The 16,891-nt window shown below is 55.1% G+C and carries 20 protein-coding genes; 13 read left to right on the top strand and 7 right to left on the bottom strand.

Annotation, left to right across the window (positions count from 1 at the left end; all coding sequences use genetic code 11):
- Positions 1-41: 41 nt before the first annotated feature.
- The 6 genes from scpB (at position 42) to VGA14_RS00720 (ending at position 3,020) form a co-directional block, all read left to right on the top strand.
- Positions 42-596, top strand: a complete 555-nt coding sequence (gene scpB, locus VGA14_RS00745; RefSeq protein WP_331001825.1) for an SMC-Scp complex subunit ScpB — start codon at positions 42-44, stop codon at positions 594-596.
- Between the two features lie 26 nt (positions 597-622).
- Complete coding sequence (locus tag VGA14_RS00740) at positions 623-1,012, top strand: 30S ribosomal protein S8e (RefSeq protein ID WP_331001824.1); 390 nt, start codon at positions 623-625, stop codon at positions 1,010-1,012.
- 44 nt (positions 1,013-1,056) lie between these two features.
- The gene (locus VGA14_RS00735) at positions 1,057-1,377 is read left to right on the top strand and encodes a signal recognition particle subunit SRP19/SEC65 family protein (protein ID WP_331001823.1); all 321 of its coding nucleotides are present in this window, start codon (positions 1,057-1,059) and stop codon (positions 1,375-1,377) included.
- A 67-nt stretch (positions 1,378-1,444) separates the two neighbouring features.
- Entirely contained in the window at positions 1,445-1,747 is a 303-nt protein-coding gene (locus tag VGA14_RS00730) for a Gar1/Naf1 family protein (RefSeq protein WP_331001822.1), read from the top strand.
- The gene (locus VGA14_RS00725; RefSeq protein ID WP_331001821.1) at positions 1,744-2,739 is read left to right on the top strand and encodes a transcription initiation factor IIB; all 996 of its coding nucleotides are present in this window, start codon (positions 1,744-1,746) and stop codon (positions 2,737-2,739) included. Before VGA14_RS00730 ends, VGA14_RS00725 begins: the two co-directional genes overlap by 4 nt.
- A 71-nt stretch (positions 2,740-2,810) precedes the next feature.
- A complete protein-coding gene (locus VGA14_RS00720; protein ID WP_331001820.1) occupies positions 2,811-3,020 on the top strand; it encodes a hypothetical protein in 210 nt (69 codons plus the stop codon).
- Here the strand turns inward: VGA14_RS00720 and VGA14_RS00715 are convergent.
- Together VGA14_RS00715 and VGA14_RS00710 are read right to left on the bottom strand one after the other, a co-directional pair.
- Positions 3,010-3,165: a hypothetical protein gene (locus VGA14_RS00715; RefSeq protein ID WP_331001819.1), complete on the bottom strand. Its 156-nt coding sequence runs from the start codon at positions 3,163-3,165 to the stop codon at positions 3,010-3,012. The genes VGA14_RS00720 and VGA14_RS00715 overlap by 11 nt on opposite strands.
- A gap of 33 nt (positions 3,166-3,198) precedes the next feature.
- A complete protein-coding gene (locus tag VGA14_RS00710) occupies positions 3,199-4,479 on the bottom strand; it encodes an alkaline phosphatase family protein (RefSeq protein ID WP_331001818.1) in 1,281 nt (426 codons plus the stop codon).
- Positions 4,480-5,082: 603 nt separating this feature from the next.
- Between VGA14_RS00710 and VGA14_RS00705 the strand changes: the two genes are divergently transcribed.
- From VGA14_RS00705 to VGA14_RS00695, 3 genes are read left to right on the top strand one after another with little or no spacing between them, the layout of a single operon-like run.
- Complete coding sequence (locus VGA14_RS00705; RefSeq protein ID WP_331001817.1) at positions 5,083-6,108, top strand: galactose-1-phosphate uridylyltransferase; 1,026 nt, start codon at positions 5,083-5,085, stop codon at positions 6,106-6,108.
- A gap of 33 nt (positions 6,109-6,141) precedes the next feature.
- On the top strand, positions 6,142-6,582 hold the full coding sequence (locus VGA14_RS00700; RefSeq protein WP_331001816.1) for a hypothetical protein: 441 nt from the start codon (positions 6,142-6,144) through the stop codon (positions 6,580-6,582).
- Entirely contained in the window at positions 6,579-8,030 is a 1,452-nt protein-coding gene (locus tag VGA14_RS00695) for a UDP-N-acetyl glucosamine 2-epimerase (RefSeq protein ID WP_331001815.1), read from the top strand. Before VGA14_RS00700 ends, VGA14_RS00695 begins: the two co-directional genes overlap by 4 nt.
- On the opposite strand, the gene VGA14_RS00690 is transcribed toward VGA14_RS00695, so the two are convergent.
- The 3 genes from VGA14_RS00690 to thiD form a co-directional block, all read right to left on the bottom strand.
- Entirely contained in the window at positions 8,031-9,269 is a 1,239-nt protein-coding gene (locus VGA14_RS00690; protein WP_331001814.1) for a putative sugar nucleotidyl transferase, read from the bottom strand.
- A complete protein-coding gene (locus tag VGA14_RS00685; protein WP_331001813.1) occupies positions 9,269-9,970 on the bottom strand; it encodes a nucleotidyltransferase family protein in 702 nt (233 codons plus the stop codon). Before VGA14_RS00685 ends, VGA14_RS00690 begins: the two co-directional genes overlap by 1 nt.
- Before the next feature lie 66 nt (positions 9,971-10,036).
- Entirely contained in the window at positions 10,037-11,374 is a 1,338-nt protein-coding gene (gene thiD / locus VGA14_RS00680) for a bifunctional hydroxymethylpyrimidine kinase/phosphomethylpyrimidine kinase (protein ID WP_331001812.1), read from the bottom strand.
- A 92-nt stretch (positions 11,375-11,466) separates the two neighbouring features.
- Here thiD and thiC point away from each other — a divergent pair, with 92 nt between their 5' ends.
- The 3 genes from thiC (at position 11,467) to sucD (ending at position 15,083) form a co-directional block, all read left to right on the top strand.
- Positions 11,467-12,801: a phosphomethylpyrimidine synthase ThiC gene (thiC, locus tag VGA14_RS00675; RefSeq protein WP_331001811.1), complete on the top strand. Its 1,335-nt coding sequence runs from the start codon at positions 11,467-11,469 to the stop codon at positions 12,799-12,801.
- 267 nt (positions 12,802-13,068) lie between these two features.
- Positions 13,069-14,178 (top strand): succinate--CoA ligase subunit beta, encoded by a 1,110-nt coding sequence (locus VGA14_RS00670; protein WP_331001810.1) that lies wholly within the window; start codon positions 13,069-13,071, stop codon positions 14,176-14,178.
- Positions 14,179-14,180: 2 nt separating this feature from the next.
- The gene (gene sucD / locus VGA14_RS00665) at positions 14,181-15,083 is read left to right on the top strand and encodes a succinate--CoA ligase subunit alpha (RefSeq protein ID WP_331001809.1); all 903 of its coding nucleotides are present in this window, start codon (positions 14,181-14,183) and stop codon (positions 15,081-15,083) included.
- On the opposite strand, the gene VGA14_RS00660 is transcribed toward sucD, so the two are convergent.
- A complete protein-coding gene (locus VGA14_RS00660; RefSeq protein WP_331001808.1) occupies positions 15,084-15,251 on the bottom strand; it encodes a hypothetical protein in 168 nt (55 codons plus the stop codon).
- A 42-nt stretch (positions 15,252-15,293) separates the two neighbouring features.
- Complete coding sequence (locus VGA14_RS00655) at positions 15,294-15,827, bottom strand: hypothetical protein (RefSeq protein ID WP_331001807.1); 534 nt, start codon at positions 15,825-15,827, stop codon at positions 15,294-15,296.
- A 176-nt stretch (positions 15,828-16,003) separates the two neighbouring features.
- On the opposite strand from VGA14_RS00655, the gene VGA14_RS00650 reads away from it, so the two are divergent.
- Positions 16,004-16,891 carry a class I SAM-dependent methyltransferase gene (locus tag VGA14_RS00650; protein WP_331001826.1) on the top strand — a complete coding sequence of 296 codons (888 nt, stop codon included), beginning with the start codon at positions 16,004-16,006 and terminating at the stop codon, positions 16,889-16,891.

The following is a 16,891-nucleotide window of genomic DNA, read 5'->3' as shown; positions in this document are numbered from 1 at the left end:
AAGCAGAAACAATAAAGTAATTCCAGCTTTTACTACAATCAGTGCGCAATACGCTCCCGGATGATGAGGTAACTGCAAGGATTGAAGCGGCGCTGTATTCTGCGGGCAGGCCTCTAACGGTCGATGAGCTGGTGAGGGCGTCAGGCACCAACTCCAAGGAAAAGGTGGTACGCATTGTAAACGACCTCGTGAAAAAGACAAAGTCGACCTTCAAGGCAATAGAGATAACACCGCTGGAGGACGGCTCGTACGTTTTCCAGCTGAAGCCGTCATACACGCCGTTGATACGCCGGTTTGCCCAGCACCCGCTGATTCCTGCAGCCGCATTAAAGACGCTCACCTACATCGCCTACGAGCAGCCCGTTACCTCAAAGCGCTTGGTGCAGATACGGGGGAGTCAGGTCTACCAGCACGTCAAGGAGCTCGAGCAGATGCAGTTTGTTGAGCACGAGTCACTTGGGCGTCTAAAGGTCTACCGCACCACTGAAAATTTCAAGGAGTACTTTGGCATCACAGACCTCAACTCGATGAAGAGCAAGCTGGTGGCAGAGACTAACAGGCAGAACCCAAGGCCGGCAAACCCAGAAAAGTCTTAATTAGAGTGTAAAATACCTGAAGGCAAATGCGCAAGTCCATAGAGAACCTTGCGGGCCGCAAGTCCACAGGCGGACGCAGGATCGCCAACAGGGGTAGGAGGAAGTTCGAGATTGACAGGTATCCAAATGAGGCTATTGCAGGTCCTACCAACATCGTGACTAGGAGAACGAGGGGTGCAAACGTCAAGGCGGCGTTCAAGACCGCCGAGTTTGCAAACGTCATCAACCCCGAGACGCACAAGGCGACGAAGTCAAAGATAACCAAGGTCTCCAAGAACCCTGCAAACCGCGACTATGAGAGGCGTGGGGTGATAAGCAAGGGCGCTGTCATAGAGACAGAGGCAGGCACCGCGCTTGTGACTTCAAGGCCGGGGCAGACTGGCGTCGTTAATGCAGTTCTCGTCAAGAAGCAGTAACCTCGCCTCAATTTATTAATGAGGCCCCTTCGTACATTTTTGCCGTGAAAGACTATGACCACGTCATACTCTGGCTTGACTACTTTAACAAGAACTTGAAGCGCCGGCAGGGGCGCAAGGTCAAGCGCGAAAGGGCCGTGTTTGACCCGACAGTTACGGAGCTGGTCGAGGCAATCAAGACGGCCGGCTTTCAGGTGGCCGACGACGCCATCAGCGACCAGGCGCGCTTTCCACGCCGGTCGTTTGTAAAGTCAGGATACGTCATGATGGCCAAGAAAGAGGGCGTGAGCAAGTCCAAAGTCGTGGACAGCGTCGCGGAAAGGCTGTTGCAAAAGCGCGCGAGGCAGAAATCCGGGAAAAAGTAACTTAACTATGCATGCAGCGATTTAACCCCGGACACAAGAATATTGTTTATCAACAAACTTAACAATTTTGACAGAAGCTTATGATAGCAACATCAACATGATTGTCGAGTACGTGGGGGAGATCGGAGAAGTTATGCATTTAGCAAGGAGCGGGAGGCTTATCGTGAAACTGACAGCGGAGGCAAGGCCGGGAGAGATGCTGGTTGACTCTGCAGGCAAGCGCATTGGCAAGATTTCAGAACTTATCGGGCCGGTAAAGGCGCCGTACGCGTCCGTCATTCCGATGACTGACAGGACAGCGAGGCTAGTGGGCGCCAAGGTGTTTTCAGGTGGGATGGCCGTCAGGCCCGCAAGGAGGCCGAGGAGATGACCTTTGTCGAGTACGCGACGCAGTGCACCGAGTGCGGCGCAAACCTGATTCAGGATTACAGCAAGGGCGAGTTCATCTGCGAGCGGTGCGGGTGCGTCGTGGTCGACGCGATGTGCGACTACGGCCGCGAGTCAAACTCTACAGACTTTGAGGAAAAGGCCCGCAACACGAGAGCGAGTGGCTCCACCAGCTTTGCGCTGCACGACTACGGTCTCAGGACGGAGATCGCCTTTGGCTCAAAGGACTATGCCGGCAAGGCCATAGGCTCCGAAATGGCTGAGCAGATGAACAACATACGCAAGTGGCACATAAGGTCCCGCATAGTCTCGCCACATGAGCGCCGGCTCTCTAACGTGCTTACAAGGATAAACGAGACTTGCGCTGCCATGTCGCTTCCAAAGCTCATCCTGGAGACCGCCGCTATGGTCTACAGGAATTACGAGAGCATACAGGAGGCAAAGGGTAAGTCAATAGCCTGCATGGCAGCTGCCACCATCTACCTTGCGTGCAAGAAGTGCAACGTCGTGCGGTCGCTTGACGAGATAGTGATCGCAACAGGTGCGACAAAGCAGGACAGGTCTTGCGCGAAACTTGCTTCGAAATACTACAGGATGATGGTCATGGAGATGGGGAGCTTCTCAGAAACAGAAAGGCCGGTCAACGTCCCGCAGATCCAGTCCGCGACCTCTATCGACCATTACATATCAAAGCTCTCCAACATGGCCAAGATAGACACGAAGGTGGAGAGGCTGGCAATAGACATTGCGCATAAGACAAACGACCATATGCTTGCAGACGGCAAGGCCCCGAACGGGCTAGCTGCCGCATACATCTACGTCGCCTCGATACTGCTTGGCATCAACATACTACAGCGCGACGTGTCAAGCTTGTCCGGCGTGACGGAGGTCACGATAAGGAACAGGTGCAAGGACATACTCGGTTCGTTCAAGTTGACAGTCAAGGTCAAGCCCGGGAGGCCCGGGTTTGCCTGATGCCCTTTTTTAGTAATATTCTATAACTCTTGTCGTAATTGTTTAAAAGCAAGTTGTCCGATAAGCTAGCAATGCACTGCAGGTCCTGCGGGACCGAAATGGAAGCGGCCGAGAACTGCCCGTCGTGCAACGAGGCGGTGCTCTGGAAATGCCCGTCGTGCGAAAAGGAAAACGAACGGTCCATTCACACCTACCACGCCGACAGGTCGTCATGGGCTGCGTCACTTGTCTGGGCCGCGCTCAGCATGGTGTCCAGCGCCAGCACGTTTGTCATTCTGTAGGCCAGTCCGGCTGCTTGTTCCTTTTGTGCCTGAGATACATGGCAATGCCGAAAAGCACTGCAAGGCCGGCCACGAGTAACAAAAACACCCCCTCGTTTTTCACGCTGCCTTCGGGCAGGATTACAAGGGCCGGCAGCCAGTTCATATAGTTACCGTACCTCCCAGACCTTTTATGCGTTTAACCGGCAATCTTTATCGCGGTCGCAAGGACGTCGGCGCCCATGAGCAGTCCCAGACTTCCTCGCTTGCCGTACTTTTCCGTGAACCTCGCGCTCCCATCCTGCTTCACCCTGTCGCCGGAGACAAGGAGCGGAACGGGGTCATCGCTGTGCGCCTTCTTGATGCAGGGAGTCGAGTGATCGCCCGACACAACTATTGTCGGATTCTTGACGCCGGCAAGGTCCTTTATGAGCGTGCTGAAGAAGCGCCGGTCGATGTCCTCAAGGTTCTTTTTCTTGCCCCTCGCGTCGCCGTCGTGGCCAAACTCGTCGGGGCCCTTGATGTGGACATACATGGCGTCGACATTTGAAAGGCTCTTTGCCGCCACCTTTGCCTTCAGCTCGTAGTCCTCAAGCGAGCCGGCCTCAAACATCTTCATGCCAAGGACCTTTGATATTCCTACTTCGACCGGCATCTCAACTATGCAGCCAATGGGTATTCCATACTTTTCGCTTATTGGCTGAACCGACGGGAATCTGTTGCCCGAGTCGCGGGCCAGGATGCAGTTCATCGACCTTCTGCCTGCCGCAATTCTTGCCCTGTTCACCGGGTGTGCCTTCAGCAGCCTGACGACCTGCTCGGTGAACTCATTGAGCATCTGCGCGGCTGTTTTTGCTTCAGTGGTGTTTTCCTGCGCCTCCGACTTTTGTACGAACATGTCGCCGGTAGTAGCCCTGGCTATTCCAATGCCCTCGACCTTGTCGTACGCAGGGTCGGTGTTTGTTATCTTGTCTGAAAGTTTCATCCTGCGGTGGCGCAGGCGTATGACCACGCGGTGCGCGACCGTCGGTTCGAGCGCTACTGACGCGTCAGGGTCGCTGAACTTTATGTTCTCGCCAAGGGTCTTGCAGACTGCTTTTGCCTCGTCGGCCGATATCACGCGGCCGGCGCGCCTGTCAATAATGCGCATGCTGTCGTCGATCGTCGCAAAGTTGCCCCGGAACGCAAGGTCGCCATTCTTGAAATCAATGTTGCAGCCTATTGATTCGATTACGCCGCGTCCGACGTAGCTGCCGTCGCGAAAGCTGTAGCCGAGCATGTTAAAAACAGCAATGTCTGACTGCGGCGCAATCCCCTTGCCGACGCTTATCACCTGGCCCATCGCGCCGTTTCTTGCAAGCGCGTCTAGGTTTGGCGTGTAGGCAGCTTCTAGCGGCGTCAGGCCGTTGAGCGCGGGGTGGGGCAGGTCTCCGACCCCGTCAAGGAGCACGTAAACAATCTTTGCGCCGTCTTTTTTCATGCCGGCGAGAGCGAGTCGCGTCCATTTATTTTTTCGTTTGCCTGCGCCTCGGCCTTTCCTAATAATGGGCAAAATACCTCCTTAGCCTCGCTGCATGCCTGTTCGTAAGCTCGAACACCTCGTTATTTTCGTCGTCTGAAAGCTGTCGTCTGTACCTTTCTATCATGCTGCCCTCTGCAAGGCCCTTGTAATATCCGGCCCTGTGGCCGTACCGAAAGTCGTACGCGTGGTCGCGTTTCCACGTTCTATTTAGCTTTGGCTCTCGCTCCTGGGAACATTTCGGGCGGCAAGGTCACTATCAATCACGCTTTCAATCATTCCTCTGATGTCTCCGTCAAGGGGCGCAGTACAAAGAAAAGCGCAGGACTGGAAAAACCTTGCTGGCAGGGTCTAATAACGTGCAAGCGTTTTTTTGACTGTTGAGCGCTGCAGGTTCTGCGGCTGTGTGGTAGTCAACGACGCTGGCACAGGGACGTTGACTTGCACTGTGCGCAATATCCGCTACATCTGCGCCGGTGCCTGCGCACGTTCGAGTTTTCCATCGGATGCTGAAGGTGCAGAACCTTTAATTAAAAGCGGTTGCACGCTTTTGTGGGAACGTGCTTGAGGGAGCTTCGCAAAGACAATGTGCTTGACAAATTCGTGCTCGTCCCAGACTCCTCTGGCGCGCCGGAAGAAGGAAAGCAACCTGAAAAATGTCCCTACTGCCCCGGCAACGAGTCAATGACGCCGCCGGCGCTCCTTGCGCTCGTGGTCAAGGAGGGGATGCTCCAGCGCCTGTCAGACAGCGAGGACGCGCTGGTCGACGATTGGTCTGTCCGCGTCTTTGAAAGCAGGTCGCCTGTGGTGACGCCGACATCTGCTGCAGGCTACAGCGAAAAACCGCTGTACAGCGAGCCTGCTTATGGCTATCACCAGGTGGTCGTGGCCACACCGGAGCACAAGCAGAGCCTGACCAAGATGTCTGTAGACCAGTGGGGCAACGTGCTTGTCGTCGTACAGGACCGCGTCAGGTGGCTTTACACTCAAAAGGGCGTTACATACGTCTCGATATACGTCAATTCGGGTCAGGCTGCGGGCGCGCAGGTGGCGCACCCACACCTGAACATGGTCACGTTTTCCGCGATACCGCCGGCGATAGAACTCGAGGCCGAAGGCTCGCACCGCTTTATGAACGAGAACGGGAGTTGTCCTGCCTGCAACATGTTATCTGTAGAGTCAAGCGGCCCTAGGCAGATCTTGGCAACTGACAGCTTTCTTGCATTATGCCCCTGGGCTCCGACGTACCCGTACGAGTTCTGGATATATCCGAAAAGGCACATCACGTCGTTTTCAAAGATAACACAGAAGGAGATAAACGACCTTGCGCTCATGCTGAGGTCGACCCTTGGCGGCATGTCAAAAGCGCTCAAGGACGTGCCGTTCAACCTCGTCTTCCACCTGTCGCCGGAGAAAAAGAACAGCCGGCAGATCCACTGGCACATTGAAGTTTACCCACAATTGTCAACGTGGTCGGGGCTTGAGCGGGGGTTTGGGGTTTTCGTGAACAACGTCAGGCCGGAAAAGGCGGCCGAGATACTTGGCTCGGCAAGTCGGAAAGAGCTTGCGGGGCTCGTTGGCATAACATAATGGTTTAATTACCAAATTCTATACAAAAGCGACATGAAGCTGGAGACATGGGTCGCGCTGGCCTCTCTCGGCCTGTCGGTGATGTTCGTAGCCCTCGTCCTCTCGTTCTACAACTTTCTCATAGGCCCTGAAGGCCAGGGACCTGATAGGGTGGTCGATCCTGCCGGCCTTTTGATACAGCAGATCTCAATATCTGCCGCGCCTTCGATAATCCTTGCAGTGTTTGCGTTTGTGATGACAAAGAGCACCGGCAACAAGCAGGCCGGCATGTTTCTGATAGGAGCCGGCGTCATAATGATCGCAGGCATGCACTATGGCACCACGCTCGTGCCGCTGATAAAGAACGAGTTTGTAGTCGGGGGAGTGGGAGTGGTACCGTACCCGTTCATGGCGGCCGGCGCAGGGGTCGCCGGCCTTGGCGGCTACTTGGCATCAAAGAAGGGTCGAAGAGCACAACTGGATGATCTCCGTTGAGCCATGACAGCGAGATACCGGTGTCAAGGGATCTTTTGCCCCTCAGGGTATCAGGCAGCCTGCCTTCGGTGTTCGAACGGGCGCGCAAGGCGTCAAGCCCGGTGCTTTCAATAGTAATCGGGACAAAGCCGGACTTTTACAAGCAGGCCCCGCTCATGGCAGAGGCCGCAAGAGAGGGCGTGCCAGCGTTTGTGATAAACACCGGCCAACACTTTGACGACGTGCTTGGGTTTGGCATGAAGGAGTTTGGCCTCGACGAATTTGTCGGGTGCAACCTGCAGATACGGGGCGACCTCATGGAAAAGGCAAGCGAGATGATATTGAAATTTGGCTATTTCGGGCGCTACTGCCGCAAGAACTTCCCGGAAAGGCCGGTGCTCCCAGTCGTTCACGGCGACACCATAGTCGCAGGCATTGCCCCCCTTGCCTGGGTCTTTGGGATGGGACAGAAGGTGGCGCAGAACGAGGCGGGCCTGCGCTCGATGAGCCCGCAGGCGATGAAGCGGATAAATGCCGGAAAAGAGCCGACGCGCCGGCTGGTGGAAAGTTTCGTCCACAGCCAGCTTGCCGGCAAGTGGTTCATTGCCCGCGAAGAGCCCTTCCCTGAGCAGATAGACACTTGGATATGCTCTGCCGGTACGCAGTTCTTTTTTGCGCCCACGCAATTGAACAAGGACAACTTGGTTCGAGAGGGCTACCCAGAGGAATTCGTCTATGTCACCGGCAACTCTGTAGTTGACGCAATCCACCAAAAGCGTGGCCAAAAGCCAGAGACAAGCGTTTTTGACCTCTACCCGCAGCTGGAGCAGGGGGAATGGGTAAGGACGGACATCCACCGGCGGGAGAACCTGACGGAGCGCCGGTTCAAGTCCATCATAGGCGGGGTTGTGGATCTCGTGAAAAACTCAGACAATAAAATAGTGCTTGTCATGCTCAACGCCACGCTTTCCGCGCTCAAGCACTATAACCTAGAGTCAAAACTGCAAACACTTGCAGGCGATTACCCAGACAAGTTCGTCATAACGCCTCTCTGGAAAGAGTACTCACACGTCATCGAGTTTCTGGACAGTGGCCACTGCTGGGCAGAAATGACCGACTCGGGCTCGATGCAGGAAGAGCTTTTGTATTTCCCGAAAGTCACGTCGCTCACGGTCAGGCTCAACACCGACAGACCCGAGACCGTGTTTGACGCAAAAAGTAACATCTTGGTTCCGCCACTGAGCCCGTCGTGGATATCTGCCATGGTAGATATAACCGGCGAAAAGGGCGAGGCACTGGGGTTGAACCTAAAAAGGAAAAAGCCTATCTATGGCAGGCCAGGGCAGGTGTCGAAAAAAATAGTGCGCATAATCAAGAAAGAGTTTGAAAAAGGCGATGCCAACTTTTACCCCTGGCTACACCAGAGGCTCGGGCTCTGGAAGGAAAAGCAGGGCATAAACTACATGTGACTAGACCGAAAACTTGGCCTTTCGCACGCCGGCCTTTTTCCTGTCTGCCGCCGTCATCAGAAACACATTTTTAATCATCTTTTCGTACGCCTTGCTCATCGCCTGCCCGCGCCTACTCATCATCTTTTTCTGCGTCTCAATGGCGGACGACAACTCCAGCTCGGCGCTCTTGGCGCCAATGCCTGCGCCCCAGATGGAAAACGACGGAACATCCTTGGTGACGAGTCCGTGCAGGTGCGCAGACACGCCTATTTTCGTGCCGCTGTAGACCAGAGTGCCTATGGACGTCTTGGCCATGTCAGCGATGAACACTCCCACGTTGTCAAGCCCGGTGTCCGTGCCGGCCACCTTGACCTTGCCATATGTCATCTTCAGGTCCGAAGTCGTGGTCATGGCGCCCAGGTTCACCCACTCTCCGACGTACGAGTGACCCACAAAGCCGGCGTGGGCCTTGTTGGTGTAGTCGGAGATGATTGAATGCGCGATCTCGCCGGTGACCTTGCAGCTGGCACCGATGTAGCTTGACTCTATCGTAGAGAACTGCCTTACCTGCGCGCCGGCGCCGATGTACGCCGGCCCCGTTATCCTGCACGGGGCCACCTGCGCCCCGGGGCCGATGTAGATGCCTCCGTTTCTTGCGTCGAGCACAGCGCCCTCCTCGACCTCGGCGCCTGCTGCCACGACGCCTGCAGCGCCTGTAACCCTTGCGCCCGGCGGGTCGGAGCTTCGGTCAGAGGCAGTCTGCAGAGCAAGCGAGTTTTCAAGTACCTTGATGATGTCCCAGAGGTCTGCCGGCATGCCGTCGGCCGCCCTCGCGTCGGTCGCCTTCTCTACCTGCATCTTCTTTATGTTGACCTGCGCGCCGGCCCTGACGCACTTTGCCAAGTACTCCACGTTCTTTTTTGAAAGGCGCGCGACCACCAACCTGTTCCCGGACGTTATCGCAAAGGTGTGGCTTACCTTTTCAAGCCTCGCAATGTCAAGCGCCGACGGGTGCACGAGCCCGTTGATAAAAATGGTGTCGCCGTCATGGGAGCTCGGGTTCACCTCGCAGCCGTGCCTCTCTTTTGTTATTTTTTCAAGGTGCTTCCTTGACAGCAGGAAATCTGGGCGCCTGCCTGTATGTTCGTACTCTTCGAAAATAGTCCTTGCGCCTAGCTTGACGTCAAACGTCGTTCTTGTCAGCGTAAGGGGACTTAGGTTCTTCCAGTGGTGGTCCTCGAAAAGCGCGACCGGCATTATATCTTGCCCAGCCTGTTCGCGTATTGCTTGTACGCGTCTAGGTACGACTTCTTGTTGCCGATGTCGATAAATCCGGAGTCTATCTTGAACGCCTTGACTTTCTTTTTCTCTGCAAGGGCCTTTCTCACCGCGTCGTCCATGCCAAACGAGCCCGTCGCCGGTATCATCTTCAGTAGGCCGGGGTCCATGACGTAGCAGCCGATGTTTATGAGGCCGGATATCTCTGGTTTCTCGCGCCAGCCCATGACATTGCTGTTGTCTGTGTCGATAAAGCCGTACTTCAGTTTCGTCGTGTAGGGCATGAGTGCCATAGAGACAAACGCGTCCGACTCTTTGTGCATCTTTAGCATCTTGCGCAGGTTGAACTCGTAGACCGAGTCTCCGTAGACGCAAACAAATGGCCCGTTGAGGAACTTTTCTGCAGTCTTTAGCTGACCCGCAGTGGCAAGCGGCCTCTCAGCACTCGCATATTCTATCTTGACGCCAAACCTCGCGCCGTCTTCAAAATAGTCTTCAATGGTCCTGTGCAGGTAGCTGACACACAACACCACATCCTTTATGCCCCCGGCGTTCCTCAGCCACTCTATGATGTATTCCAAAAGCGGCTTGTTGCCGAGCGGCAGCATCGGCTTGGGTATAAAGAATGTGTAGGGCTGCAGGCGCGTTCCAAGTCCACCCGCAAGTATGACTGCCTTCATTTCCGAGCCTCAAATAGCATTCTGGCATATATAAGATAAAACGTGTCTTTGCAGAAGAATACTTCGTCACCGGTACGCTTTCAATATCTTTTCAATCTTGAGAAGCACGTCGCCCGGATTCTTGCCAAATACAGTTATCATGGGTTCCTTGCCAATTGCTCCTTTGTGGTAGATGACGTCAGCCGCCGGGTTTTTCGCAAGGGCTACGCTTGTGCCCCACGACACTGAAGAATCTTCTTTGCGTCTGGTGCCAATAGGCTCTTTGCTTCTGTCGTAGCTTGACACGGAGAAAAGCGATCTGCACACTTCAACAAGCTTGCTTTCGTACCTGATGTTTATGACAGACCGCGTCGCCGGCTTCACTTTCATGAAGGCGACGACTGCGCTTGCCATGTGGCGCGACGCGCCAAATTCTACTCTAGACACTGGAACAGATGCGTCGCCAGCCTTGACTATCCTGCCCCTGACTGCAGCGACATCTGTCGGACCTTCCGCGTCCAGGACTGCATAAGCAAAATTGGTCGCAGTCTCTGGTATCAGGCGCCCAAATCCCTGCAATGCCTCAAGCCTGTCAACTGCTTGCTGAAGTTCCACAAGCGTCGCATAGCGCTGCGCGTCGCGGTAAATAGATGAGAGAGGGTTTGTCACAGGCAGACCCCTGCCGAACGTTACTGCGCCCTTGATGGCGTTGTGCACGTACTCGTTTGCCCGGTCACACGCTTCTGCAACGTCGAACCCTCTTGCAAGGTACGCGGTTGCGGCTGCTGAAAAATTGCAGCCCGAGCCGTGCGTCTCTTTTATGTTTATCCTAGGGTTTGACATTCTGATCAGCTTGTCGCTCTTTTCAAGGAGGATGTCGGTGACAACGTTCTTGCCCGCATGGCCGCCCTTGACGATGACGTTTTGCGCGCCAAGAGAGCGTATCCTTTTTGCTGCTCGGATAACATCGCCGTCATCGCGTATTTTGACGCCTGACAGTTTTTCTGCCTCCATCCTGTTCGGGGTGACAAGCGTACAGATCGGCAAAACCTTTTTGATGAAATGTTCCAACGCGTTTTTTTGCATCAGTCCGTAGCCGGTGCCTGCCGCAAGTATGGGGTCAAGCACTATGGGCACTTTTGCCCCGGCAAGCATGCCTGTGACCGCCTCGATTATCTCGATGCTGTAGACCATGCCCACTTTTATTGCGTCGGGGGGCGAGTCTGACATGACTGCCCTGACTTGGGCCTTTATTGCATCGACGGGAACCTCAAACACACCACTGACTTTTCTCGTATTCTGCGCCGTGATCGCGGTGATAGCGATGCACCCGTAGACGCCAAGTGCGGAAAATGTTTTCAGGTCGGCCTGGACGCCGGCGGCGGCACCCGAGTCGCTTCCAGCTACGGACAACGCTACCTTCAACGCAGGTTTGTGCGCGCCAAGACTTATTCAGTCTATCGGACGCTCTCAACATCGATCCTTTATATCGCATTGTTGCAATACATACCGATACTATGGTCACTCAAATGTCCAGCGCAAGAATGGGAATAGCTACCGACGAGATGAAACAGGTGGCAAAGGAAGAGGACGTTTCGCTTGATTTCATTGTGCGCGCCGTCGCAAGCGGCTCTATAATCATCCCAAAGAACGTCGCCAGGCCGCAGAAGGAGCGCAAGATAGTGGGCATTGGCAAGGGATTGAAGACGAAGGTCAACGTGAACATCGGGACGTCTACCCTGCACCAGGACCTTGACGAGGAGATATCAAAGGCAAAGGTGGCGGTAAAGTACGGCGCAGACACGATAATGGACCTGTCAGATGGGGGCGACATTGACCACATACGGCAGTCGCTCTTGGAAGCCGCGCCGATAACGTTTGGCACGGTGCCCGTTTACCAGGCGTACTCGCACGGCGTAGAAAAATACAAGAACCCACTCAACATCACCGAGGACGACTTCCTAAACGCGTTTGAAAAGAACGTCCGGGACGGCGTCGACTACACGACGATACACTCGGGCATGACAAACGAGCTTGCTAAGCGTGTCCTGGAAGTGAGGAGGCACGGCGGCATCGTTTCAAAGGGCGGCACCATAACTGCTGCGTGGATGCTCAAGTACGAGAAAGAGAATCCATACTTCAAGCATTTCGACTACATGTGTGAGATTGCCCGGAAATACGACGTGACGTTCAGCCTCGGCGACGCGCTGAGGCCCGGATCAATCCTCGATTCGCATGACGAGCTGCAGGTGTCAGAGATGATTAACGTGTCAAGGCTTGCCAAGAAAGCACACGAAAAGGACGTACAGGTCATGGTAGAGGGACCTGGCCACGTGCCGTTGAACGAGGTGGCTGCAAACGTGAGGCTTGCCAAGTCGCTGATTGGCGAAGTGCCTTACTACGTGTTGGGGCCGCTTGTCACCGACGTTGCGGCCGGCTACGATCACATCGCAAGCGCCATCGGGGCTGCGGTATCGGCTGCAGAAGGCGTCGACTTGCTATGCTACCTCACGCCGGCCGAGCACCTTGCGCTGCCTACAGCCGAGGAGGTCAAGGACGGGCTCATTGCATACAGGATAGCCGCGCATGCCGGCGATTTGGTGAAGATACGCGACAAGGCGATAAAGTGGGACAGGGCGATAACCGAAGCGAGGCGCACGCTCAACTGGGAGCAGCAGATAAAGCTGGCGATAAACCCGGAAGAAGCGGCAAGGATTCACTACAGGGAAGGCCAGCACGATGGCAACAACGTGCCGTGCACCATGTGCGGAGCCGCATGCGTCTACATCATGCTCCCGCAGCAGAGGCAGCCAAAAGAGCCGAAAGAAGAAGCGCCGGCGCAGCCCAGCTGATCAGAGAACATAGTTGCACAGGCAGACCCGCTTTCCACAACACGGGCATTTCTGACCTCCTTGGGCAACGCTGCAGCGCCTACCGTGGGTCTCGCAAAACACGAACCGCTCTGAATCGGCATCCTGGGCTGTCTGCATAGCATGTCGTATTAAAAGCGCCGCTTAATCCATCAAGCAAGCTAATTTAGACACGCTAGCTAACTTTGGTAGATTTGCGCCTGCAAAGTAGAATTATAAATAACGTAACTCGCTGCCCTCACTGCAAATATGCGATTGCTGGAATATCAAGGTAAGGAACTTTTCGATCAGTATGGGATAAGGATACCCCGCTCGCACCTGGCCAACACCATTGAAGAGGCAAAGAAGGGGGCAAAGAAGATAGGGATTCCGCTTGTGCTAAAGTCGCAGCTTACAGTCGGCGGCAGGGGCAAGGCCGGCGCCATCTTGAAGGTTAAGTCAGATGCAGAGCTTGAGCCCAAGTTCAACGAGCTTGTCCACAAGGAGGTCAAGGGCGAGCTACCCCGGGGCATACTGCTTGAAGAGATGGCAGACATCAAGCAGGAGCTTTACCTCTCGCTGTTTTTGAACAGGAGCAAGCGCTGCTACTCGCTCATATCGTCGGCGGAGGGCGGCGTCGAGATCGAGAGCGCCAGCAACAAGGTGGTAGTCGACATTCCAATCGAAGGCCTCACGCCGCAGGTGGCAGAGGACACGGCTACCAAACTTGGGCTTAAAGGCAACGCGGTTGTGGCGTTTGTCGACCTAACCACAAAACTGTCGAGGTTTGCAAGTGAGAAGGAAGCAGAGCTTGCAGAGATAAACCCCGTTGCGATACTTGGCGACGGCTCAATGATTGCACTTGACGCCAAGGTGATAATCGACGACAACGCCATGTTCCGCCATCCCGAGCTGAAAAAATACGAGCACGTCTCGGAGCTGGAAAGGCAGGCCGAGGTGTCCGGCTTTTCACTTGTCGAACTTGACGGCAACATCGCGATAATCGGCAACGGCGCGGGCTTGGTCATGTCGACGCTTGACCTAGTAGTAGACGCCGGCGGAAAGGCAGGCGCGTTTCTTGACTTTGGGGGCAGGGCGACTACTGAAACAATCTACGAGGCGCTGAGGGTCGTGAGCCAGATAAAGAACGTGAAAGGAATCCTTGTCAACCTGTTTGGCGGCATCGTGCGAACTGATTTGGTGGCGCAGGGTCTTCTTGATGCCTACAAGAACAACGTGATAACCGTCCCCGTGTTTGCGAGGATCTCAGGCGCCGAGTCCGAGCGGGCGCGGCAGATGCTGCGAGGAAGCAGGGCGAAGCTCTATAACACGGTCGAAGAGGCAATACAGGCCGCTGTGGCCGAAGTTGGGAGGAAATAGCGATGGCAGATTTTGACATATTTGATATACTTGTAGGCAATGGGGATGAGAAAAAACCGGTTATAGTGCAGGGGATGACCGGCAGCTATGGCTCGACTCACACGCGCCTCATGAAGGCCTACGGCACGAACATCGCCGCGGGAGTCACGCCGGGTAAGGGCGGGCAGTCCTTTGAGGGGATACCCGTTTACAACGATATGGCCGACGCAGTCAGGGCCACCGGCGCGCAGGTGTCCGGCATATTCGTCCCGGCGCCGTTCTTTCTGAACGCGGCGATGGACGCCCTTGACGCAGGCATCAAATTACTGGTCGCAATCCCAGAGCATGTGCCTATAAGCGATTCTATAAAGGTGATAGAGCGCGCCAAGACAAAAGGCGCAAGGATGGTGGGCCCAAACACCGCTGGTGTCATCGTGCCGGAAGTCATGAAGGTGGGCATAATGCCAGCGCAGCCGTTCAAGCGGGGCAACACCGTTGTATTTTCAAGGAGCGGAACTCTGATGTACGAAGTGTCGTTCAACCTGTCAAACAAGGGGTACGGCCAGAGGCTGTGCCTTGGCATCGGTGGCGACCCGATAAACGGCACCAACCTGATAGAGGCATTTGACCTCGTGCGCGACAGGCCCGATGTCGACTCGGTCGTGGTGGTGGGCGAGATAGGAGGCGAAGCAGAGGAGCAGCTTGCAGACTATGTTGTTCACACGTCGTTCTCAAAGCCGGTAGTGGCCTATATCGCAGGGAGGGCCGCGCCCAAGGAAAAGCGGATGGGCCACGCAGGTGCAATAGTCTACGGCAACTATGGTTCTGCCGAGTCCAAGGTTACAAACTACGCCAAGGCAGGCGTGCCGGTTGCAAAGAGGCCTGCTGAAGTGCCGGAGTTGCTTGCGCAAAAGATGCGCAAGTAATTACGCAAACTCCTCTTTGTAGCGCTCGCGCGGGTAAAGCAGTTCCTTTACGAGATCGCATATTTGCGCCGGGGCGATTTTAGTCTCCTGCAAGAACTTCTCGCCGATTCCAATCGACAGGAGCTTCATGATGTCCGAGTGCATCTGCAAAATCTGAGGGTTTCGCACAACTGCCGTCCACAAATCTGGTGTGAAAAGCTAGGTGTGTCGTCAGGAGCCCCTGAGCCATGCGCTGTACGCTTTCGCGTCTATGCAGAAGACAAGCGCACACTGGGCTAGTGATCCCATGCTGTTCTGCAGCATCCTGATCCATATCGCAGAGACGAGCCTGCGGTTTTCTGGGCTGGGTATCCTGACCACCTTTTTGATGTCGCGGCTTGATACCGGTATGACTTCGTTGTAGATGAACCTGCTTTCGTGCTCGCCCACCCTGACCGGAAGGCCAAGCTTGTATGCAAGCGCGCGCATGAGCGGGAAAGGCAGGTCTGTATTGGTCTGCTCTGCAAGCTCTTTCTTTACCCTGAAGGCTAGGTCTACCATCAGGTCATGTCCTTGGACGTGGGTGTTGACAAGCACATAGTCGCCTCTCTTCATCTTTTTGCTGTACATTATGATGGTGAGGCCTTGCGACGAGAGGCGCTGCTCGCGGTCCGGTTGCGCAATGGCGTCTCTTACAACGCCGCGCGTTATTCCGAACTTGCCCTCACATTCTTTGCGGAAAAGCTTTGTGTACAGCGTGGCCATCTTGCGGGTTATTTGAAACATCAGTACATATTAAAATTACAGGCGCGCCGATGACAGGTGTTGTCAGTGGAAAAGCGCTTCTGCGATAGGTGCATGGCCCGCACTGCACACGACGTACTTGAAGAGCCCGACGCGATATACACGTACAAACGCCGTCGCCGCTACCGGTGCCAAGAATGCGGCAGGACCAGCTTCAAGCGGGGCCTGCGGCCGAGCGCGGAGTCGGTTTACTGATGGACATTGCAGACACTATAGTCAAGCTCAAGGCCGAGTTCGCGAAAAACTACAAGGGCTCCAGCCACATGCACGAGGCGGTGCCCGTCCAGTCGTCTGAACAGTTGCCGATCAGGCCGAGCGGACTTGCCGCGATGCACGCCTTTGCAAAGAGCAACCCAATCTACTTTGGCTCAAAAGACATGGAACTTATCGGAATTCCCTGCACTGTATACGAAGGGGACATCAACGAGTACTGGCTTTCAAGCATCAAGCACGATTCGGGCTACCAGCCCTTCTACCCTACGTGGATACTGTCCGCGTACGCGCTAGCGCTTGCGTCCAAAGAAATGGGCTTTGAGCAGGTGGTGGACATTGGCTCCGGCGACGGCAGGATAGCGTACTGCGCTAGGGCCGCCGGTCTGAGTGGCCACGGAATAGAGATAGACCCGGACTTGGTGGCGCTGCAGGAAAACATATCATCTGCTACAGGCCTAGACTTTGACGCGAGGTGCGCCGACGCTACACAGTTCGACTATTCTTCACTTGGGCTGACGAGGCCGCTTTTCTACATATCGGGCCTGCCGGAGATGGGCGAGATGCTTGCAAACAGCGTGCTCGAAAAGATACTCTCATCCGACCTGAATAAGACGGCCGGATTCGTGCTTATGGGAAGCTATGTCAAGCGGAAGTTTGCAAGGGACAACTCGCAGTGGGGTTGGGGCGAGGTCATAAGCCGATTTAGGCTCGAGGTCAAGCAGGTCATCACACTACCGACGCACTGGACTGCAGAGCAGCCTGTGGACACGCCCTACATCTTTGCCATGCCTCACGCAGGTCAGCATTTGTAA

Origin of the sequence: Nitrososphaera sp. (assembly GCF_036397675.1) — an archaeon.
Taxonomy (GTDB): domain Archaea; phylum Thermoproteota; class Nitrososphaeria; order Nitrososphaerales; family Nitrososphaeraceae; genus Nitrososphaera.
Note: the sequence above shows the minus strand (reverse complement) of the source record. Positions and strands in the feature narration are given on the sequence as shown.